The following is a 19,703-nucleotide window of genomic DNA, read 5'->3' on the forward strand; positions in this document are numbered from 1 at the left end:
GCGAACAAGTGATCCTCAAAACGCGTCCCGCCCTTCGCAGATGTTCAGCAACTCCGGGAAGGCCAGCACGGCGGGCCGCCTGCCGCCGGACGCGCGGATTTCGCGCAACAGCCCATTGTCGCGCACCAGCCGCAGGATGCGCTTGGCGGTCGGACCGGGAATATCCGCCTGCGCCACGAAATCCGAGGCGACAAAAATCGGGCGACTGAAGAACCAGTCCAGCGCCCGCACCCCGTATTGCGAGCGGGTGGCCGCGACCATCCAGTCCTTGCGTGCGCTGTAGAGCGCGTGGATCGCCTGCGCCTTCCTCTGGTTGGTGCCTGCCTGTTCAATGATCGCGCGCAGGAAGAACCCGCACCAGCCGGTCCAGTCGCCATCGCGCGAGACCGCCAGCAGCCGGTCGTAATATTCGTCCCGGTGGCTTTCCAGATATTCCGACAGATAGAAATTCGGTGCCGACAGCAGGCCCTTGGACTTAAGGAACAGCGGGATGATCAGCCGCCCCAGCCGTCCGTTGCCGTCCAGAAACGGGTGGATCGCCTCGAACTCGGCATGGAGCACGGCAAGCTGGATCAGCGCATCGGGGGCCGGGTCGTGGATATAGCGTTCCCACGCATCCATCGCGGCGGGCAGGGCCTCGGCCGAACAGGGGACAAAACGCGCCTGTTCAATGGTGCAGCCTTCGGGGCCGATCCAGTTCGGAATGCGGCGATATTCGCCCGGATCTTTGTTGCGGCCGCGCACGCCCTGCATCAGGCGTTCATGGGTCAGCCGGATCAGGCGCTGCGACAGCGGCAGGGTTTCCAGCAGGCGCGATGCCTCGGCCAGCGCCGCGCGATAGTTCAGCACCTCGTGGATATCGGCCTTTTTCGGCGTGCTTTCATCCCCCGGCTCGCCCTCAGCCTCGAACTCCAGCACCTCGCCGATGGTGGCCTGCGTGCCCTCGATGCGGCTGGACAGCACGGCTTCCTGCGTGGTCAGCGGCGAGAGCAGCACATTGGGGTTGGGGATACCGTGCAGCACGCCCTCGTATCGGGCGACGGCGGCATTGGCGGGGCCGATCAGCGGCAGAAGCTGCGGCCAGTCGAGCGCACCGGGCGGGAACCGCCCCTGATGATAGAGAACCGCCATCACGCCACCTTGCTGGCGAGGGATTCTGCCTCGGCCACCCGCAACTCCCCCGACATCAGGCGCGGCAGCAGCAGGTCGCGGGTCTGGGCGAGGGTGCGGGATTCCATTTCGTTATGGATAATACGATCAATCAGCGGTGCCATCGTTTCGCCCATTCGTGCAACTATATCGTCAGGGGGGCAGATCGTCTTTGCCGCCTTCAAGTGGCCGCGCTGAATATGCCCCATCGTCGTGGCCTTCGATGCGGCGATGATCTGGAATTCTTCCAGATGGTGCTGAACCCATTCGCTGAAGAACCATGCTGGGTAGCGGTCAGAAGTGACCTTGAACAGATGCTGGTTCAGCGCACCTTCTCCTCCGGTCCAGAACTTGGCGAGCAGGCTGCCGGACCACGAAAATAGAAAGTCGCTATCCTGCACCACGTATTGGGGCGGGACCTTCCGGGAAGCGCGATTGGATTTGGCTGTGATGCCGTTTCGCAGTTCGGCAATCTTGATCACCGGCAGGCTGTCCGCCTCATTTTCGCCGGGAAATTTCTGCAAGGCGAGACCATTGAGAAAGTTGGCGATTTCATCCAGCGGTTTTTCCTCCCACCCCTCCGGCTTGCCGTCACTGTCGAGGCGGTCGGGGAAGAGGGCCCAGAGGTCGGGGGAGAGGTAGGGTTTGCTGCCCTCCATCTTGGCGCGGGTGGGGCCGAAATCCACGAACCAGTCGCGAAACAGCGCCCGCGCCATGGATTCCAGCGTGGCGTTCATCCTGCGGTTCAACTCGATCTTGTCATCCAGCACCCCGAGCGTGGCGGCTATGGCTTCGCGCTGTGACGGATTGATGGTTGGCAACTCGTATTCTGCTATCGACCGCCAAGCGACGCGTTGTCGGCCAGACGTCCCAGACATTTGCTTCTCGGCAAAGCGCCGAAACTCTGGGTCCCTCGTGATGTAATAAACAAATAAGCCGTCAGCCTGCGATCTTGCACGCATGACAATAAACTCAGTCGAGCCATGGGCTGCTTGACCAGCTTCTAAGGTTGAAACATAGCCGCCTTTGCCGTTCTCTAAGCAAGGCGTAATGCGCGCGAAAAGTGTGTCGCCGTTCTCGAATTTCGAGCCTGAGCCCGAAAACTCGCGCGCTCCTATTTCTGGAATATCACGTGCATTGGTTGGTAGCGCTGCCATCTCGATGAATGGCGCACTTTCGCCTTTCCTCAGCCGAACCGAAGGGTTGAACTCGATCAAGTCGTTCAGCTTAATCACGCCACATCCCCCGCCTAGCCTTCCGCGACAGCTTTTCTTGGGTCGTCGTTATTAGCATGAGCCCCTGATAAAAGCTTTTTCTCACACCCCGACCCCCGCCAACCTTGCCCGGATCGTCGTTGTCAGTTCCTCGGCCTCGGCGAACTGCGCCTCCAGCTGCTCCTGCAAGGCGGCGAAACGGTCGGTAAAGGGTGTCTCGTCCTCCTCTGCCGCCTCGGCCCCGACATAGCGGCCCGGGGTCAGAACGTGGCCGTGGGACCGGATTTCCTCGATGCCGGCGGATTTGCAGAAGCCCGGCACATCCTCGTAGCCCTCGCCCAGCCGCCAGGCGTGGTAGGTATCGGCAATGCGGGCGATATCCGCGTCGGAAAACTCGCGCCTTGTGCGGTCCACCATGAAACCAAGCTTGCGGGCGTCGATGAACAGCACCTCGCCGCGCCGGTCGCGCAGGGTCTTGTCGCGGGCGATGCCGTTGGATTTGTCGCGGGCCAGAAACCACAGGCAGGCCGGGATCTGGGTGGAATAGAACAGCTGCCCCGGCAGCGCGATCATGCAGTCGACCACCTCGCCCTCGATCATCGCCTTTCTGATCTCGCCCTCGCCCGACTGGGTCGAGGACATCGAGCCATTGGCCAGCACCACCCCCGCCGTGCCGGTGGGCGACAGGTGATGCAGGATATGTTGCAGCCAGGCGAAATTGGCGTTGCCGGCGGGCGGGATGCCATATTTCCACCGGGCATCGTCGCGCAACCGCTCGCCGCCCCAGTCCGAGATGTTGAAGGGCGGGTTGGCCAGGATCACATCGGCGCGCAGGTCGGGCAGTTCGTCCTTGTGAAAGCTGCCCTCGCTGTTCCACTTGATGTCGGCGTCGATGCCGCGCACGGCAAGGTTCATCTTGCACAGCCGCCAGGTGGTGTAGTTCGATTCCTGCCCATAGATGGCGATATCGCCCAGGCGGCCGCCATGCGCCTCGACGAACTTTTCCGACTGCACGAACATCCCGCCCGAGCCGCAGCAGGGGTCATAGACGCGGCCCTTGTAGGGCTCCAGCATCTCGACCATGGTGCGCACCACGGAGCGCGGGGTGTAGAATTCGCCGCCGCGCTTGCCCTCGGACCCGGCGAACTGGCCGAGGAAATATTCATAGACCCGGCCCAGCAGATCGCGGGCGCGGTCCTTGCTCTCGCCCAAGGCGATGCCGGAAATCAGGTCGATCAGTTCCCCAAGCATGACGGCGTTCAGCGCCGGGCGACCGTAATCCTTGGGCAGCACGCCCTTGAGGCTGGGGTTGACCTTTTCAATGGCGATCATCGCCTCGTCAATCAGCTTGCCGATATTAGGCTGCTTGGCATTGGCCTGAAGGTGCGACCAGCGGGCATCAAGCGGCACCCAGAAGATATTGTCGGCGAGGTATTCGTCAGGGTCCTCGGCCCCTTCGGGGTATTCGGACATGAGTTCGGCATGTTTGGCCTCGAACCCGTCCGAGATGTGCTTGAGGAAGATCAGGCCAAGGGCGACATGCTTGTAATCCGACGGCTCCATATTACCGCGCAGCTTGTCGGCGGCTTTGAACAGGCTGGTTTCAATGCCGAGATCCGAGCCGTTGTCGTTCGATGCCATTGGTCGATTTGCCCCTCGGAAAGTCTTTTCGGAACCGTATGGCAGCTGATCGGCGAAATCCAGCCGCTAACCGGGGCCTCGGTGCCCACGGCGCTGGGCATCGCCACCGTCCCCATTCGTTCCCTGGCATGCCCTGCTGTGATGGCCAGGCACCGGTCATTGGTCGTTCCATGGGTTGATCAGACGAATGCCGCAGCCGTCGAAATCCTTGACGTTGCGGGTGGCGACGGGGGCGCCCATGGCGCGGGCGATGGCAGCAATCTGACAGTCGGCCTCGGCGATGGGGCGGCCGGCGGCGCGGCGCTGGGCGGTGATGTCGGCATAGGCTTTGGCGGCAGGGCTGTCGAACGGCAGGACGCGCGCCTGGAAATCCTGGTCGATCATGGCGTCGAGGGCCAGTTGCAGCCGGTCGCGGCGCTGGCCTTCGGGCAGGATCGCGACGCCGGTGCGCAGTTCCGCTTCGGTGACGGCCGAGATGAAAAGATCAGCCGAGTTATGTTGGCCGAACCAGTCCAGCACGATCCGGGCCGGCTCAGTGCGCATCAGCTCCGAGATCACGTTGGTATCGAGGAGGATCATCGCTCAATCGAAGCTGGGTGTGGGGCGCATCGGGCCGCGCTGCACCGGGGCCAGGTCGATGCCGCCTACCGCCGCGAACCGGGCGTGAATGGCCTCGCCGAGGTTGCGCGGGGCGTTGGGCTGGCCGACAACCTGTCGCAGAATGTCGCGAGCCTCTTCCTCCATCGAGCGGCCGTGCTCAGCCGCGCGTACACGCAGGCGGCGCTTTACATCATCGTCAAGATTGCGAATCGTGATGCTGGCCATGGTGCCCTCCGGTTGCAAGTCAAGGATAAGCAATGATAGCATTGCAATCAAGATGCGGCTATGCCGATTGGACCGGGTGCGACCAATCGGCTGAATGATGATGCTGGAGGGACAGCTACTTGCACGGCGAGGCCAACCAAGGCCGCGCCTTCGGCATCGCCGCCGTCACCTCGAACTCGCGCAGCATCCCGCCCGCGATCAGCCCGTCGCGGATCCAGCCCAGCGCCTGCCACCAGTCGTCATAGGCGCGGCGGGCGGATTCGATCTGGCGCGGGTGGGGCGAGAAGGTGACCGGGCAGGCCAGTACCTCGATCGTCCGCCACCTGCCGCGGGTGAGCAAGCGCGCCGTGCCGACGACGATGGTGGTGGCCCGTTCGCCATGCTGGTTGCGTTTCACCTCGACCGGCACACAACGCGGCACGGCACCGGGCATCCAGTCGGGGGTGAGGCCGGCGCGGGCCAGTTCGGCGACCCGGATCGCCATGCGCTTGCCGCCCATCGCGTCGGGGATCCCGGCGACGCAGGCCGCGATCACCTCGGCATCCTCATGGGTGTAGCTGCCGATCTTGTGCTGGCCGCCGTCGATCTTGCAGCCGAGGATGGCGCGCTGGATCAGGACATATTCGAGGCCGAAACCGAAACCTTCCTCGGTCACGTCCTGTGGCAGCGGCAGTTCCAACTGCGCTTTCTCGACTCGGAACGCCCATTCCAGCGCCGTCTGCACGCCCAGCGCGCGTTTGATCCGCGTGCCACCGGCACGGCTGATCCGTCCCTGCATGCTCATGGCTGCAATCCTTCAAGGAAATCCATCTGCGCCGGGCGCTGGGCCGCATCCGCCGGCCGCCAGATCCACGGGCCCGAGGCCATGGGCAGCTGCGAGAGCGCGCCACGCATGTGCTGCAACCAGAGGATGAACTCCGTTGCCGAGCAGGCGCAGAGCGCGTGTCCGATGGGCCAGCCCATCAGCCATCCGACGAAGAGCGGGTTCAGCCGCCGCCGCGCCCGGCCCTTCAGGATCCGCCGCGAGACGGCGCGCCCATGCGAGGCAATCATGAAAGCCCAGGCCGCCGCCGAGATCATGCCAGTCGCCGCCCATGGCGAGGGCCGAGGCACGGATCGAGCCGCCGAAATCGAAGGCGAAGATCTGCGAGCGTGCATAGCGGCGGAACTGCAGCGCCGTCAGCGCGAGCAGCACGGATTTACCCGCGCCGGTCGGGCCGACCACCAGCGTATGGCCGACATCGCCGACATGGAGACTTAGCCGGAACGGGGTTGAGCCTTCGGTCTTTCCAAAGAGCAAAGGGGGTGCACCGAAATGCTCGTCCCGTTCCGGCCCCGCCCACACCGCTGAAAGCGGGATCATGTGGGCGAGATTCAAAGTGCTGATGGGTGGCTGCCGCACATTCGCATAGGCATGTCCGGGCAGGCTCCCGAGCCATGCATCGACCGCATTTACGGTCTCGATCATCGCGGTGAAGTCGCGGCCCTGGATCACCTTCTCGATCAGGCGCAGCTTCTCATCGGCGAGACGAGGGTCATGGTCCCAGACCGTGATTGTCGCGGTGACCCATGCCATGCCCGCGACATCGGCCCCGAGTTCCTGCAGCGCCATATCGGCGTCCAGCGCCTTGTTGGCGGCATCGGTATCGACCAGCGCGGATTGCTCATTGCTCATCACCTCCTTCAGGATGGCGGCGATGGACTTCCGCTTGGCGAACCACTGGCGGCGGATCTTGGTCACCATCCTGGTCGCATCGAGTTTGTCCATCAGGATGGCCCGTGTCGACCAGCGATAGGGAAAGGCGAGGCGATTCAGATCGTCGAGGATGCCGGGCGTGGTGGCGGTCGGGAAGCCGGTCACCGTCAGCACCCGCAGATGAGCGGGGCCAAGGCGCGGCTCCAGCCCGACCGCCAGAGGCTGATCGGCCAGCAGGGCATCGAGATGCATCGGCACTTCGGGCAGGCGCAACCGATGCCGGTTCGTGGAAATGGTGGAATGCAGATATGTGAGCGTGCCCGCATCGTCGAGCCAGCGGCATTCCGGCATGAAGCCGTCCATCAGCGCCAGCACCCGGTCGGTGCGGTCGATGAAGCCGCGCAGCATCTCATGCGGGTTCACGCCCGAGGTCTCGCGGCCCTCATAGAGCCAGCTCTCGGCGCGCGCGGCCTCTTCCGCCGGAGGCAGCCAGAGGAAGGTCAGGAAATAGCCTGATACGAAATGGCTCCCCTCTTCCTCGAAGTCTGCCCGCCGCTCGGCCTCGACCAGCGCGGAAGCCGGATCCGGGAAGCTACTCGCGGGATAGGTCGAGGCCTCGGACCTCTGCGCCTCGACGAATATGGCCCAGCCGGAGCCGAGGCGGCGGAAGGCATTGTTCAGCCGCCCGGCCACCGCGACGAGTTCAGCGGCAACGGCGGAGTCCAGATCTGGTCCCCGTAACTTCGCCGTGCGCTGGAAGCTGCCATCCTTGTTCAGCACCACGCCGGGCGCGATCAGCGCCGCCCAGGGCAGATAATCGGCAAGCTGCGCGGCATGGCGGCGATACTCGGCGAGGTTCATCATCGGCGAAAGCCTCCGGTCAGACCATGAAATTTCCGGGCAGGCGCAGATGCCTGCGCCCGACCTCGGCAAAGAGCGGATCGTGCTTTGCGGCCCAGACCGCGGCCATATGACCGATGGCCCAGATCATCAGGCCGCCCAGCCAGAGTTGCAGGCCGAGGCCGACGGCCCCGGCCAGCGTGCCGTTCAGGATGGCGATGGAGCGCGGTGCGCCGCCGAGCAGGATCTGCTCGGTCAACGCTCGGTGGACCGGAACGGAGAACCCCGGCACCGCGTCGAGGGCCTCGAAGCTCGTTGCCATCAGATCAGTGCCCCTCCGCCGAAGCTGAAGAAGCTCAGGAAGAAGCTCGATGCAGCGAAGGCGATGGAAATACCGAAGACGATCTGGATCAGCCGCCGGAAGCCGCCGCCGGTATCGCCGAAGGCCAGCGTCAACCCGGTGACGATGATGATGATCACCGCGACGATCTTGGCGACCGGGCCTTCGACCGATTGCAGGATCGACTGCAACGGCGCTTCCCAGGGCATGGAGGAGCCGGCCGCATGGGCGGCGGGTGCCAGCATAAGGCTGACATAGCCGAAGGTCGCAGCGCTGGCGATGTGGCGGCTGATGGTGAAGGCATGACGGATCATGCGGAGTCTCCCTGTTCTGAACTGGAGGTTGCGGGTGGAAAATCTGCGGAGGTGACCCGATAGTCGCCGTCCGGCCCCAGGCCCTCGACGAGGGCAAGCTCGACAAGGCGGCGGTTGCTGCCGCGCCCGGCGAGGACGGCAACCAGGTCGATGGTTTCGGCGATCAGGGCGCGCGGCACGGTGACCACGGCTTCCTGGATCAGTTGTTCGAGGCGCCGCAGCGCCCCGATGCCCGATCCGGCATGGATGGTGCCGATGCCGCCGGGATGGCCGGTGCCCCAGGCCTTCAGCAAATCCAGCGCCTCGGCACCGCGCACCTCGCCGATGGGGATACGGTCGGGGCGCAGGCGCAGCGAGGAACGGACAAGGTCCGAAAGCGTGGCGACACCGTCCTTCGTTCGCATCGCCACCAGATTCGGCGCCGCGCATTGCAGTTCTCTGGTGTCTTCGATGATGATCACCCGGTCGCCGGTCATCGCGACCTCGGCCAGCAGTGCATTGGTCAGCGTGGTCTTGCCGGTCGAGGTGCCGCCCGCGACGAGGATATTGGCGCGGGTGGCGACGCCCAGCCGCAGCGCCTCGGCCTGCATCCGGGTCATGATCCCGGCGCTGACGTAATCGTCGAGGGTGAAGACCGCGACGGCGGGCTTGCGGATGGCGAAGGAGGCCGCAGCCACCACCGGCGGCAGCAGGCCCTCGAACCGCTCGCCGCTCTCGGGCAGTTCGGCGGAGACGCGGGGACTCCGCGCATGGACCTCGGCGCCGACATGATGCGCGACCAGCCGGACGATGCGCTCGCCATCCTCGGGTGACAGGTGCTCGCCGGTATCGGCGAGCCCCTCCGCGAGCCGGTCCACCCAGATCCGCCCGTCCGGGTTCAGCATCACTTCGATGACGCCCGGATCCTGCAAATACGCGGAAATGGCAGGCCCGAGCGCGCTCCGGAGCATCCGCGCGCCCCGCTGCCTGCTTGCCTCAATGCTGCCTGAGCCTGCCATTCCGTCCCCGTTCCACCGGGGAGGAGCATGAAGGTCCCCGGATGGGGATGACTAAGGAAGCGTCATGTCAGCGGTCCGCAACAGGCTTCAGGGCGTAGTAGGGCCATGGCGTGCAGATACAGGAAAACGGCGGGATGACATTTCGTCATGCGATTACGCGGCCCTGACGAGGTCAAGGAATCCCCGAACTGACATCAGCCAGTTTTGCTGGTCTGTGTGATATGTGGCGTGAATGCTTTGTGGCAAGACGAGCTGCAGCGCCTGCGCCTGCATTTCGCCGGTCTGTGCCCGGGAGATGGACGGTTCGAGCGTTAACAGATGCTTGGCCGTGATGCGTTCTGCCTCTGCCAGCACCTGTCGCCACCGATCCTTGCAGGTGGTCTTGACTGCCAGCATACGAAGTTTGTCGGTCGGGAAGGTGGGATCTGCATACTCAGCTTCACCTGGAAACAGGAAATCGGCCGCATTTCTCTTTTCGGTGGTGGCCTCTCGCTTGTATCGGACATTCCATTTGGTCAGCAGCGCCTCGACATGATGCGCAAAAGCATAACCGGCGCGGGATTTGCGCCTGTTCTGCACGCTCAGTGAGAAGGACAGAAATCCGTCGACATCTGCCTGTTCCCCGTCCAGAAAGCCTTCCTTGAGCCGTTCCGCCACGATGATACGCTCCAGATGCCGGAACAGGGCTTCCTCATGCTCCATCCAGGCGACAAGGGCTGCGTCGGGATCGGCCAGCGGGTCGACGCCTTTAACAGACTTACGCGCAAAAGCCGAGAAGGCAGCAGTGCCGGGAAAAGCCGCACCAAATCGCCCGACGAGCTGGTCAAGCGCATCAGGTTCCGGTTCTTCAGCCTCAATGCCAAGCTCATCAAGGATAAACTTTGCGGCAAGGTCGATACCGCGACCGCCGTCCTCACCGATATCACGCTGGCTGAGGGCGTAGTCATCCGTCAGTTGCAACCCGAAGAGCCACAGCAGTTTCTGCTCGGCAGAGCTGCCGGAAGGACACAGGATTGCAAGCACTTTCCGCTCTGAGGTCATACAGAGAAACAGCGTATCGCCCGCTTGCGCCCGGTGGACGACACTTTCAGCAGCTGCCGGATAGTAAAGACGGTATTCCGGCGCGCGATGTAGTTGCGCCTTGCGGCTGTTGTACCATGTCCCGGTCAGTTCCAGCCGGAGGGGTGCCTCCTGCTCGTCATCCATCCAGATATAGGTGACCGGGATTCTCTCCCGTTCCGCCGGTGTTCCGACAAATGCCCGGAACACATCGACGCCCTGGAACTCATGTCCCCGGGATACGGCAGGATCCACCTCTGTGCCGCGCAAGACCTTTGCGCCGGCTCCAACGAAATATCCTGAAAGATAACCTTTGCCCGCCACGTCAACCCTGCCCTTCATTTCCGGCGGAATCCCGTCCGCGCAGCTCGAGAACCGGATCGTCAGAGGAGAGCCACAGGCTGACTCTGTCAATCACCTCTTCATCCGGCCACCGCAGCTTTCCCTTCAGCGCGCATTCCCAGATAAGGGACACCCGCCAGCCCGCTGCCCGCAAGGCGGTAATATTTGCTGTGTCACGGGCAACATTTCCGGCGATCTTCCGGCGCCAGAACTCTTCCCGGGTTGCTGGCCAGCGAAACAGATAGCAGTCATGTCCATGCCAGAAGCAGCCGTTGACCAGCAGGACGGCCCGGTATTTCGGCAATACCAGATCCGGACGACCGGGCAGCGTCTTCTCGTGCAGCCGAAACCGGAAGCCACGCGCATGCAGGCCCTTCCGCAGCAGCATTTCGGGCTTCGTGTTGGTCCCGCGGATCGCCGCCATATTACGGCTGCGGGTGGCACTGTTGTGGACGTCAGCCAACTTTTCGCGCGCGCAATCCGGCATCGGACATGACGGTCAGGACATGTGGCAGCATGATCTTTGCGACTTCCGCGAAAACCGGAACAGCGACCGAATTGCCAAACTGTTTGTATGCCTGCGTGTCGGAGACCGGGATGCGGAAGCTGTCATCGTAACCCATCAGGCGGGCGCATTCCCGTGGCGTCAGCCGACGTGGGTTTTCTCCCGTGCCCCTGCTGACGAGGATCTCCGAGCCGTCCTTATAATAGCGCGCCGAAAGCGTGCGGGCGATGTCATCCGGGCCGACCAGACCGAATCCAAAGCCATTTCCCCTGGCGCGGTGCTTGGCCGCGTAGTCCTGCAGGTATTGCCAGAGCTTGTCGGTGAGCGTGTATTTCGCGCTGACTTCTGCGTCGGGTCCGATGGTAAAATGCCCCTCCGGCGCCTCCGTTCCATCTTCCGGGTGGAGAATCGAGCGCAGGCGTCTGGCACCGTAGGCCGGCAGATGCAGATCATCGAAGCTGAAGGGGACCGGATCACGAAAGCCGACGATGACGATCCGTTCGCGATGCTGCGGAACAAAGTGGCCCGCATCGATGATCCGCGTGTGGATCGAGTAGCCCAGCTCTTCCTCCAGCTTCCTCCGGATCACGCTGAACGTCCGCCCCTTGTCGTGGCTCCGCAGGTTCTTCACGTTCTCCAGCAGGAAGGCTGCCGGGCGGTGATGCTTCAGGATACGCAGGACGTCGAAGAACAGCGTGCCCTGGGTTTCATCCTGAAACCCATGCAACCGTCCGAGCGCGTTCTTCTTTGAGACACCAGCGATCGAGAAGGGCTGGCAGGGAAAGCCCGCGACCAGAACATCGTGATCGGGCACATCTGCGGCCCCGACCTCGCGGATGTCGCCGGCGATGGGCCGGTTGTCCGGATAGTTCGCCAGATAGGTTTTCTGAGCATAACCGTCCCATTCGGAGGTGAACACGCAACGCCCTCCCGCACTTTCCATTGCGTGCCGCAGCCCGCCGATACCGGCAAAGAGGTCGATGAAGGTAAAAGCGGCGTCCTTTGCCGGACGGGCATGGCTTTCCGCCTCCGTCTGCAGAACCCGGATCACCGCCTCGCGCGGGGTTTCCTCGCCTCGTTTCCAGCGATAGATATGGCCTTCGGAGTAGCCCAGCTTTTTCGATGCTTCGGCAACCGACCACCCTGCCCGCTGCAGGAGGCTGTCGAAATCTGTCTGCATTCTGCTCTCCACTGTCCGCACGCCATCGGGGAATTTTTTTGACACTATGTCTGCATGTCGCCCCTCCTGCAAGAACATAGTGGAAACCTGATGAAGTATTCCGCTTGTGCCCTTGCGCCCCCCTCGCCGTTGCCGATGATATGGCACGAATTTCTGGGCAAGCGCAGGCTGCCGTCGGTGAGTCAGGGCTATGCAGACACCTCTTGGAGAACTTGCCGGGCTGGACCTCTCGGATCACGATCTCTGTCAGCGCATTCTTGCCCTCGACAAACACCGGCTCGCCGAAGGCCTCGTTGTCGAAAGCCTCTTCGATCAGTATCTGGCCGCGTTCCCCCGGAAGGACGAAGACGTACCGGTACTGATTGATGCCGATACGGCAATCGCCAGGAATCCGGGTCGTGATGCCTCTTATGCCTTCGTATGGGATCGCGGCAGCGCGAAGGGGCTGGGTCGATATCTTCGGGCGCTTGGATCCAGGTATTCTGCCTGGCTGGTCCGGTTCGACGAAATCATGCACGACTTCGTTGCCGCCAGAACAGAGGAAGGGCGGCGTGCATCGGACTGGTCGCCTCTGCACGAAGTTGCGCGATCCCTCTCAGGGCTGAAGACGGCGCGTGATGTCGGTGTCGACCGGTCGGTCCGGGACACAAGGCGTATCAACCAGAGCTTCTGGGGGTATCTCTCGGCGCACTATGGAAATGACCTGGGGCTCCGGGTCGTTCTGCCGCGGCTGTTCATGAATTTCGGTATTCAGCCATGGTTCAGGTATGTCTGGAATATTGACAGGATATACCTTCAGGGCGATCAGCTCTGGCATCTGGAGATCAAGCACAAATATCCGATGCAGGGGAACCCGCTTACCTTTGGCCTGAATGACGGAGAGCTTCGGCTGATCGGGGATCTTGCCCGTTGTGGCCTGCGCTCGCTGCACACGATCATCGTCAAACCGCGCTGGAATAAGGAAACCAGTTCAATGCTTCTGACGAATGATATGTCGGCGCGGGCAGCGGCGGCAGTTATCGGTCGGGAGATCAGCGCCGAAGATGCGCGCCAGGCGCTGTCACAACGTGCCGGACTGTCAGGTGCGGACACCTCGTTTAGCGGCCGCAGTTCACTGGTATACCGATCTTTGCCTGCCTCGGGCTTTTCGTCTTTCGGGACGCTGGGCATGCCTTATACCGAGGTCGCCGGGCGAATCGACGATTTCATGCGTGGCAGGCAGACAGAGCGGGTGACGGACGGGTGGTTGCGAGCCCTCCGACAGGACGTCTGACCTTCAGGCGCTCCGGGGCTTATGCCTGCATTGCAGCAACCGGGAAAATGTGGTTGCCGCTTAATCATCGGTCTCGTTGGTGGAAGTCGGCCCCACGTCCTCCGGGATCTCCCGCAGGAAGCTGCGTCCGGACTGCAACTGCCTTCCAAGGGTGGTGACGAACCCATCGAAGCGCTCCCGCCCCTTGGCTTGGGCCGCCGCGTATCCTTCCGTCGGGACCGGCGGTGTGACGGTCAGCCAGAAGCGGACAAAGAGGCCGAGGGTCTCCGCCGATATGCTGAGGTCGCGCTCGATCCGGGCGACCTGCCGCGACAGCCGGTCGAGCCGCCGGGTCAGGGCGGCTTCCTGCATCTGGGCCGTGTCGGGCGAAAGGAAGGATTCCAGCGCCGCCTCGACCACCGAGGATCGCGAGACGCGCTTGCGGTCGGCCAGTTCGGTGACGCGGGAGATCAGCCCTACCGGCAGCGAGGCATTGAGACGATCACGCATATCCGGTCCTTTCAGATATCCATGCCGTTGTCCGGGGTGAGGGACGCCCGCCGGGCGACACCTGCCACCTGCCGGCGCATCGCCTGGCGCTGGCGCGCGACATCCTCCTGATCGTCGCCGAGCAGGTTGCGGAATTCGTCCTCGGGCGCGGGTTCCTTTCTCTCATGGACGATCTCGACATGCTCGGGCAGCTCCGGTTCCCGGCGCAGGCTGGCATTGGCCTTGTCTTCCTCCTTTTTCGCTGAGGGCTCTGCAGACGCGGCATCCGGCTCCAGCGGGGCCAGCGACGACCAGTCGTCGGGCCGCGTCGAGGCGGCGATCTTCGCGGGATCCGGCGGCGGCAGGATGCGCTCGTTCAGCCGCGCATCCTCGAAATACCGCGCCTTCTTCGCCCGGATCGGCGCGGTGCCAGCCACCATCACGATCTCCTCGTCGGGCGGCAGCTGCATGATCTCGCCGGGGGTGAGAAGCTGGCGCGCGGTCTCGGAACGCGAGACCATGATATGGCCGAGCCAGGGCGCGAGGCGGCTGCCAGCATAGTTCTGCATCGCTTTCATTTCGGTGGCGGTGCCGAGGGCATCGGAGACGCGCTTGGCGGTGCGCTCGTCATTGGTGGCGAAGCTGACCCGGACATGGCAGTTGTCGAGAATGGCGTTGTTCTGGCCATAGGCCTTCTCGATCTGGTTCAGCGATTGCGCGATCAGGAAGCTCTTGATGCCGTAGCCCGCCATGAAGGCCAGCGCCGATTCGAAGAAGTCGAGGCGCCCGAGCGCCGGGAATTCGTCGAGCAGCATCAGCACGCGGTGCCGCCGCTTCTCGCTGTGCAGATCCTCGGTCAGGCGCCGGCCGATCTGGTTCAGCACCAGCCTGATCAGCGGCTTGGTGCGCGAGATATCCGAGGGCGGCACCACGAGATAGAGCGTCGAGGGCCGCGTATCCGTGATCAGATCCTCGATGCGCCAGTCGCAGCGCGAGGTGACGGTGGCGACAACGGGATCGCGGTAGAGTCCGAGAAAAGACATTGCGGTCGATAACACGCCCGAGCGTTCGTTGTCGGATTTGTTCAGCAGTTCCCGCGCCGTCGACGCGACCACCGGATGCGGTCCCGCTTCGCCGAGATGGCTGGTGCCCATCATCGCGTCCAGCGTCGCCTCGATGGTACGGCGCGGATCGGAGAGGAAGGCGGCGACGCCAGCCAGGGTTTTGTCCTTCTCGGCATAGAGCACATGCAGGATCGCGCCGACCAGCAGGGAATGGGAGGTCTTTTCCCAGTGGTTGCGCTTTTCCAGCGAGCCTTCCGGATCGACCAGCACGTCAGCGACGTTCTGGACGTCGCGTACTTCCCATTCGCCGCGTCGCACCTCCAGCAATGGGTTGTAGGCGGCGGAACCCGCATTCGTCGGATCGAAGAGCAACACGCGGCCGTGCTGCGCGCGGAAACCCGCGGTCAGCTGCCAGTTCTCGCCCTTGATGTCATGGACGATGGCCGAGCCCGGCCAGGTCAGGAGCGAGGGCACGACCAGACCGACGCCCTTGCCGGATCGGGTCGGCGCGAAGCAAAGCACATGTTCCGGCCCGTCATGCCGCAGATAGTCCCGATCGTATTTTCCGAGCACCACGCCGTCGGGGCCGAGGAGGCCTGCCTGTTCGATCTCATCCCGCCCTGCCCATCGGGCCGAGCCATAGGTGTCGATATCGGCGGCCTCTCTGGCGCGCATCACGGACATGGTGATGGCGATGCCGATGGCGAGGAAGCCGCCCGATGCGGCGATGATTCCGCCCTCGGCGAAGATCCGGGGCGCATAGGCGTCGTAGAAATACCACCACCAGAAGATCGCCGGCGGATAGTAGACCGGCCAGCCCATCAGGTCGAACCAGGGCGGGCCGAGCTGGGGCTGAAAGCCAAAGCGCCAGGCGACCCATTGGGTGCCGGACCAGACCGAGATCAGCACGATCAGGAAGACGATGCCGATCTGGCCCCAGAGGATTTTCGTGCCGGACATGGGAGGCTCCTTTCGTCAGAGGCCGAGGTCGCGCTTGCGCCCCAGCGACCAGTCGATACCGCCGCCGGGCTGTGCGACGCCGGTGATGTGCTGGCCGAGCTTGTGCTCGATCTCGCGCGACCAGGGCACGAGCTGGAAACAGCGCCCGCCATCGGGGCCGATGCCCTCGATCATCGCGAAGCGGCCGGAGGTGAGGGTCAGCTGGCGGCGCAGCGTGCCCGACACATACTCCCCGGCCTGCGCTTTCATCTGCGGCAGGCCGGTCTCAGTCGCGAGTTCCGCGCTTACGGCATCCAGTTCCCGGCGGCGCAGGGTGTTCAGGAGATTGCGCTGCAGGATGATGCGCTGCCCCTCGCGCCGGGCGAGGCTTTCCTTGGCCAGATGTTCAGCGCGGGCGTCCATCGCCTCGCGAACCTCTTTGCCGAAACCGGCAGATGCCAGCGGCATGGGCTCGCGCTCGACCAGCCGGTGATCGAGCCAGGTCGCGCCCGGTGCGGTGATCTGGGCCTGCAGATCGAGATCGGAGCGGTTGGCCAGCACAAGGGTCGGGCGCGCATCGTCCGGCCCGCCAAACCGCCGGAGCTCAACGATGCCGCCGGAAGGTGGCGCGTCCCGAAACGCCTCTATCCCCCGCAAACGGACATGATGGGCGCGGCCATCGGTGCCATCGATCACGACATAGGCTTCGCCTGTCAACTCGTCATGGAGGCCCTTGTCGACCAGCCGCCCGATGATCGGACGTGCCCCATTCTCTCCGCCGATCACGAAATCCGCGAATCCGCGATCCTCGCCCCGGCTGGCGAAAGCCCGATGCATGGTTTTGATGATATCGCCGCGCTGCCCGAGATCGCGCAGCACCTGTTCAGCGCCCTCGGACATCACCCATTCGCCCGGCGCCAGTTCCGTGGCGAGTTCCAGCTTCCGCAGATGCTGGAGGCGGCCGATCATGAGGCGGCGCAACTCGGGATCGGAGGGGCCTTTCACCTCGGGGCGCAGATCGGCCAGACCGGAATCATCGGCATGGAAACGGATCTCGCGGTCGAGGCGGGTCCAGCGCTCTGCTGTCACCTCGCGGGCGAGGGAGGAGCGGATCTCGTGCTCCTGTTTCGGGCCGAGTTCGATGCCGACCAGGTCCTCGGCACGTGAGCGCAGCCCGTGGCTGATATAGTCGCGGGCGATGACGAGATCGGCGCCGGTCTGATCGATGCCACGCACCAGCAGGTGGGCATGAGGATTGTCGGTGTTCCAGTGATCGACGGCGACCCAGTCGAGTTTCGTGCCGAGATCCGCTTCCATCTGCCGGACCAGATCGCGGGTGAAGCCCTTCAGATCCTCCATCTCGGCCGCGTCCTCGGGCGAGATGATGAAGCGGAAATGATGCCGGTCATCCTCGCAGCGCCGGGCGAAACCAATGTCATCAGCATGATCGGTATCGGCGCCGAACATGATGCCCTTCTCGCCGTCGCGGCTGACACCTTCGCGCCGGAGATAGGCAAGATGCGCAGCCATCGGCGCCGAGCGGAAGGACCGGCCTTTGTGGCGCACGACCCGCGCCTTTGCCACGACGCGGCGCGTGGGGGTGAAGAGGCGGGAGCGCGCGAACTTGCCGTTGCCCCTGCCGAAGGTCGAGCGGCCGATACCGCTGGATCTGTCGCCGGATCCGGAAGCTCGCTGCCCGGCGGGTTTGGCCCCCGGCGCTGCCGTGTGCCCGGCCTTCTGAGCGGCGCGCAGCACCTGGTTGACGAAGCTCTTTGCCCGTGGCGCGCGGGACTGGCGCGGCTTGCCCGGGCGGATGTGGAAATCGGGATCGCGGTCGCTCATAGCCACCACCCGCACCGGGCGAAGACAGTGCCTGCCACACCGGAGGCCTGATATCCCTCAGAAAAACCGTGCATCCTGCACACGACCGACCCGCCTGCCACGCAAAAGCCGAGCCGCATCAGCGGCTTGCGATGCATGTGGCAGGTGCTTTTACCTTGCCCTCCTTCTGTCGCGTGCCTCCCTCCAGCACGCTCTTCCGCTTTTCCTTTCCGGTACTCCGCCATTCTGCGCAATCCTGCGATTCCGGTCATGGTGCATCTCCCGGCGAGGATCGGGACGCGAACAACTCGTCTGCGGGAGCAAGCGCGTGCGGATGGGCTGGGATCGTGGGCGCGGACCGAGCATCACTCGGGATGCGCCCGATTTGCGGATCGGCTGCGAAATCCGTGGCCTCGGCGATGCGCTTGATTTGCGGATCCCGCTCGGAATTCCAGCCATCCGCCTGCGCGACAAAGAGCGATGCCTCGCGCCAGTCCGAGGCGCGCGGAGCGACAGTCGCAAGGCGCGTCAGGGAGCCATCGCCGTACAGCATCGGTGCTAATGCGGCGACATAGGCACGGGTCTCGTCGGGCAATTCCCGAGCGCCGGAGAGGTAGTGGTCGTAGCGCCCCGGCCCGGCGTTATAGGCCGCGAGCATCGCACCGATATTGCCGTAGCGGTCCAGCATTTCGCGCAGATAGGCGGTGCCCGCGAGGAGGTTGTCGCGCGGTGCGAAAGGATCATCGCCGAGACCATGGCGGCGGCGCAGCGCGGCCCATGTCTCCGGCATGATCTGCATCAGCCCCATCGCACCGGCGGAGGAAACCGCCGTGCTGTTGCCCGCGCTCTCGACCTGCATGACGGCGCGAATCCAGTGCTCCGGAATGTCGAAGCGCTGCGCGGCTTCGGTCACATGAACGGCAATCAGATCATCTGTTTGACGAAGTTCTACCGCTCCGCTCTGTGCATTGATCGGCAGTGCCAATGGCAGGGCCAGCAGCAGGCCGGAAAGAGAGAGAAGTGCATTGCGTCGGGCAGCGCGAAGCCACCCGGAGAGCACGATGGCTGCATGGAATGGGTGCCGGGACCGCATGGTATCAGTCCCGGGTGTCGCGCTTTGGTGGACGGTTCCAGTGCAGCGACCAGGAGGTCGCGTCGCTGCCGTTCTGGAACAGATTGGCGCGGATCGGATGCGGGAAGGCAGGATCGTCGATCAGCACCGACAGGTATTCACCGGCCCTTTCGCCGGTGCGCGTCCAGGCCGCGCCGATTTCCGGACCGTCGGCATCGGGGCCGAGATGGACGCGGTGGTCCGGGGCATTCTCGGCCTCGCTGTGTTCCGCGGGCACGATGACGAGCTCATGGTCGAGGAGGACCGTCCGGATGCGCCCGGCAAAGCCGGTATCCTCGCGGGTGAATTCGCCGATCTGGGGCATGGGTCTGATCCTTTCCATTGCGGTTCGAGGGGTGGTTCAGTGCGATGGTGGCGCGACCTCCGCACCGGCAGGTGCGCGGTCGGACAGCGCATCATCGGTCCAGAGCGGGATCGCGCGGCCGATGACGGAATGCGCGGGCAGGGGGCCGAAATAGCGCCCGTCGAGGCTGTCCGGGATCCCGGCGTTCAGGAGGAAAACCTCGCCCGGCATGAGGATCCGGCAACCCTGCCAGACCGGCAGATCGCGCCCCAGCCTGTCCTGTGGCAGCGCCTCGGAAACGGACGTTTCGTCGATGGTGATCGTGCTGCCGGAGCGGCAGACCCGCTGACCCGCCAGGGCGGCGACATGCTTCAGCAGCGGCACGCCGACTGCGGTATAGCCGCGTTCCGTGATGAAACCGGCCAGAGATTCCGGCGGATCGACGGCAACCAGGTCGCCGACGGTCAGGTCGCCAGCGGGCCGCAGGACGTAGAGGCCGAGCGGCACACTGGCCGAGGCGTTCCAGATCAGCCGGGGCGTGATATTGGTGGCGGAGATGCTGCCGATCTGCAGCACCGCAAGACCGGTGACGGCGAGATATCGGCGGCGGCACATCCGCG

Annotated in this window: 19 protein-coding genes and 1 pseudogene; 1 reads left to right on the top strand and 19 read right to left on the bottom strand. The window is 64.1% G+C overall.

Features of this window, described 5'->3' with window-relative positions:
* Nucleotides 1–15: 15 nt before the first annotated feature.
* The 13 genes and pseudogenes from JWJ88_RS14925 to dcm all read right to left on the bottom strand — a co-directional run bounded on the left by JWJ88_RS14925 (nt 16) and on the right by dcm (nt 12,103).
* Nucleotides 16–1,131 carry a Fic family protein gene (locus JWJ88_RS14925; protein WP_205296560.1) on the bottom strand — a complete coding sequence of 372 codons (1,116 nt, stop codon included), beginning with the start codon at nt 1,129–1,131 and terminating at the stop codon, nt 16–18.
* Nucleotides 1,131–2,384 carry a restriction endonuclease subunit S gene (locus tag JWJ88_RS14930; protein ID WP_205296561.1) on the bottom strand — a complete coding sequence of 418 codons (1,254 nt, stop codon included), beginning with the start codon at nt 2,382–2,384 and terminating at the stop codon, nt 1,131–1,133. The genes JWJ88_RS14925 and JWJ88_RS14930 overlap by 1 nt, the downstream gene beginning before the upstream one ends.
* A gap of 81 nt (nt 2,385–2,465) precedes the next feature.
* Nucleotides 2,466–4,004: a class I SAM-dependent DNA methyltransferase gene (locus JWJ88_RS14935; protein WP_205296562.1), complete on the bottom strand. Its 1,539-nt coding sequence runs from the start codon at nt 4,002–4,004 to the stop codon at nt 2,466–2,468.
* 156 nt (nt 4,005–4,160) lie between these two features.
* Nucleotides 4,161–4,583, bottom strand: a complete 423-nt coding sequence (locus tag JWJ88_RS14940) for a type II toxin-antitoxin system VapC family toxin (RefSeq protein WP_205296563.1) — start codon at nt 4,581–4,583, stop codon at nt 4,161–4,163.
* 3 nt (nt 4,584–4,586) lie between these two features.
* Entirely contained in the window at nt 4,587–4,829 is a 243-nt protein-coding gene (locus tag JWJ88_RS14945; RefSeq protein ID WP_205296564.1) for a FitA-like ribbon-helix-helix domain-containing protein, read from the bottom strand.
* A gap of 115 nt (nt 4,830–4,944) precedes the next feature.
* Nucleotides 4,945–5,613, bottom strand: coding sequence for a hypothetical protein (locus tag JWJ88_RS14950; RefSeq protein ID WP_205296565.1), 669 nt, complete (start codon nt 5,611–5,613; stop codon nt 4,945–4,947).
* A gap of 276 nt (nt 5,614–5,889) precedes the next feature.
* Nucleotides 5,890–7,389: pseudogene (locus JWJ88_RS14955) on the bottom strand (VirB4 family type IV secretion/conjugal transfer ATPase); the annotation flags it as partial.
* Nucleotides 7,390–7,405: 16 nt separating this feature from the next.
* Nucleotides 7,406–7,687, bottom strand: coding sequence for a VirB3 family type IV secretion system protein (locus tag JWJ88_RS14960; RefSeq protein WP_205296566.1), 282 nt, complete (start codon nt 7,685–7,687; stop codon nt 7,406–7,408).
* Nucleotides 7,687–8,019 carry a TrbC/VirB2 family protein gene (locus JWJ88_RS14965; RefSeq protein ID WP_205296567.1) on the bottom strand — a complete coding sequence of 111 codons (333 nt, stop codon included), beginning with the start codon at nt 8,017–8,019 and terminating at the stop codon, nt 7,687–7,689. Before JWJ88_RS14965 ends, JWJ88_RS14960 begins: the two co-directional genes overlap by 1 nt.
* Complete coding sequence (gene trbB, locus JWJ88_RS14970; protein WP_256439745.1) at nt 8,016–8,969, bottom strand: P-type conjugative transfer ATPase TrbB; 954 nt, start codon at nt 8,967–8,969, stop codon at nt 8,016–8,018. The genes JWJ88_RS14965 and trbB overlap by 4 nt, the downstream gene beginning before the upstream one ends.
* A 201-nt stretch (nt 8,970–9,170) precedes the next feature.
* On the bottom strand, nt 9,171–10,418 hold the full coding sequence (locus JWJ88_RS14975) for a type II restriction endonuclease (protein ID WP_240200338.1): 1,248 nt from the start codon (nt 10,416–10,418) through the stop codon (nt 9,171–9,173).
* On the bottom strand, nt 10,402–10,842 hold the full coding sequence (locus JWJ88_RS14980) for a very short patch repair endonuclease (RefSeq protein ID WP_322986129.1): 441 nt from the start codon (nt 10,840–10,842) through the stop codon (nt 10,402–10,404). Before JWJ88_RS14980 ends, JWJ88_RS14975 begins: the two co-directional genes overlap by 17 nt.
* Nucleotides 10,843–10,873: 31 nt before the next feature.
* The gene (gene dcm, locus JWJ88_RS14985; protein ID WP_205296570.1) at nt 10,874–12,103 is read right to left on the bottom strand and encodes a DNA (cytosine-5-)-methyltransferase; all 1,230 of its coding nucleotides are present in this window, start codon (nt 12,101–12,103) and stop codon (nt 10,874–10,876) included.
* Between the two features lie 190 nt (nt 12,104–12,293).
* Here dcm and JWJ88_RS14990 point away from each other — a divergent pair, with 190 nt between their 5' ends.
* Nucleotides 12,294–13,376 carry a hypothetical protein gene (locus JWJ88_RS14990; protein ID WP_205296571.1) on the top strand — a complete coding sequence of 361 codons (1,083 nt, stop codon included), beginning with the start codon at nt 12,294–12,296 and terminating at the stop codon, nt 13,374–13,376.
* A 60-nt stretch (nt 13,377–13,436) separates the two neighbouring features.
* Here JWJ88_RS14990 and JWJ88_RS14995 read toward each other — a convergent pair whose 3' ends face one another.
* The 6 genes from JWJ88_RS14995 to JWJ88_RS15020 form a co-directional block, all read right to left on the bottom strand.
* Nucleotides 13,437–13,865 (bottom strand): ribbon-helix-helix domain-containing protein, encoded by a 429-nt coding sequence (locus tag JWJ88_RS14995; RefSeq protein WP_152367809.1) that lies wholly within the window; start codon nt 13,863–13,865, stop codon nt 13,437–13,439.
* Nucleotides 13,866–13,876: 11 nt separating this feature from the next.
* Nucleotides 13,877–15,868: a conjugal transfer protein TraG gene (locus JWJ88_RS15000; protein ID WP_205296572.1), complete on the bottom strand. Its 1,992-nt coding sequence runs from the start codon at nt 15,866–15,868 to the stop codon at nt 13,877–13,879.
* Nucleotides 15,869–15,883: 15 nt separating this feature from the next.
* Nucleotides 15,884–17,689, bottom strand: a complete 1,806-nt coding sequence (locus JWJ88_RS15005) for a relaxase/mobilization nuclease domain-containing protein (RefSeq protein WP_205296573.1) — start codon at nt 17,687–17,689, stop codon at nt 15,884–15,886.
* A gap of 247 nt (nt 17,690–17,936) precedes the next feature.
* Nucleotides 17,937–18,761: a lytic transglycosylase domain-containing protein gene (locus tag JWJ88_RS15010; protein WP_205296574.1), complete on the bottom strand. Its 825-nt coding sequence runs from the start codon at nt 18,759–18,761 to the stop codon at nt 17,937–17,939.
* A 4-nt stretch (nt 18,762–18,765) separates the two neighbouring features.
* A complete protein-coding gene (locus tag JWJ88_RS15015) occupies nt 18,766–19,104 on the bottom strand; it encodes a DUF736 domain-containing protein (RefSeq protein WP_205296575.1) in 339 nt (112 codons plus the stop codon).
* Between the two features lie 36 nt (nt 19,105–19,140).
* Nucleotides 19,141–19,698, bottom strand: coding sequence for a S26 family signal peptidase (locus tag JWJ88_RS15020; RefSeq protein ID WP_205296867.1), 558 nt, complete (start codon nt 19,696–19,698; stop codon nt 19,141–19,143).
* Between the last annotated feature and the right edge of the window lie 5 nt (nt 19,699–19,703).

The organism is Paracoccus methylovorus (assembly GCF_016919705.1).
GTDB lineage: Bacteria > Pseudomonadota > Alphaproteobacteria > Rhodobacterales > Rhodobacteraceae > Paracoccus > Paracoccus methylovorus.

Bases quoted from the DNA above. Each gene is read 5' to 3' on its own strand.
- JWJ88_RS14925 (WP_205296560.1), bottom strand. From the start codon at position 1,131: ATGGCGGTTCTCTATCATCAGGGGCGGTTCCCGCCCGGTGCGCTCGAC.
- JWJ88_RS14935 (WP_205296562.1), bottom strand. From the start codon at position 4,004: ATGGCATCGAACGACAACGGCTCGGATCTCGGCATTGAAACCAGCCTG.
- JWJ88_RS14940 (WP_205296563.1), bottom strand. From the start codon at position 4,583: ATGATCCTCCTCGATACCAACGTGATCTCGGAGCTGATGCGCACTGAG.
- JWJ88_RS14945 (WP_205296564.1), bottom strand. From the start codon at position 4,829: ATGGCCAGCATCACGATTCGCAATCTTGACGATGATGTAAAGCGCCGC.
- JWJ88_RS14950 (WP_205296565.1), bottom strand. From the start codon at position 5,613: ATGAGCATGCAGGGACGGATCAGCCGTGCCGGTGGCACGCGGATCAAA.
- JWJ88_RS14960 (WP_205296566.1), bottom strand. From the start codon at position 7,687: ATGGCAACGAGCTTCGAGGCCCTCGACGCGGTGCCGGGGTTCTCCGTT.
- JWJ88_RS14965 (WP_205296567.1), bottom strand. From the start codon at position 8,019: ATGATCCGTCATGCCTTCACCATCAGCCGCCACATCGCCAGCGCTGCG.
- trbB (WP_256439745.1), bottom strand. From the start codon at position 8,969: ATGCTCCGGAGCGCGCTCGGGCCTGCCATTTCCGCGTATTTGCAGGAT.
- JWJ88_RS14975 (WP_240200338.1), bottom strand. From the start codon at position 10,418: ATGAAGGGCAGGGTTGACGTGGCGGGCAAAGGTTATCTTTCAGGATAT.
- JWJ88_RS14980 (WP_322986129.1), bottom strand. From the start codon at position 10,842: ATGGCGGCGATCCGCGGGACCAACACGAAGCCCGAAATGCTGCTGCGG.
- dcm (WP_205296570.1), bottom strand. From the start codon at position 12,103: ATGCAGACAGATTTCGACAGCCTCCTGCAGCGGGCAGGGTGGTCGGTT.
- JWJ88_RS14990 (WP_205296571.1), top strand. From the start codon at position 12,294: ATGCAGACACCTCTTGGAGAACTTGCCGGGCTGGACCTCTCGGATCAC.
- JWJ88_RS14995 (WP_152367809.1), bottom strand. From the start codon at position 13,865: ATGCGTGATCGTCTCAATGCCTCGCTGCCGGTAGGGCTGATCTCCCGC.
- JWJ88_RS15000 (WP_205296572.1), bottom strand. From the start codon at position 15,868: ATGTCCGGCACGAAAATCCTCTGGGGCCAGATCGGCATCGTCTTCCTG.
- JWJ88_RS15005 (WP_205296573.1), bottom strand. From the start codon at position 17,689: ATGAGCGACCGCGATCCCGATTTCCACATCCGCCCGGGCAAGCCGCGC.
- JWJ88_RS15010 (WP_205296574.1), bottom strand. From the start codon at position 18,761: ATGCGGTCCCGGCACCCATTCCATGCAGCCATCGTGCTCTCCGGGTGG.
- JWJ88_RS15015 (WP_205296575.1), bottom strand. From the start codon at position 19,104: ATGCCCCAGATCGGCGAATTCACCCGCGAGGATACCGGCTTTGCCGGG.
- JWJ88_RS15020 (WP_205296867.1), bottom strand. From the start codon at position 19,698: ATGTGCCGCCGCCGATATCTCGCCGTCACCGGTCTTGCGGTGCTGCAG.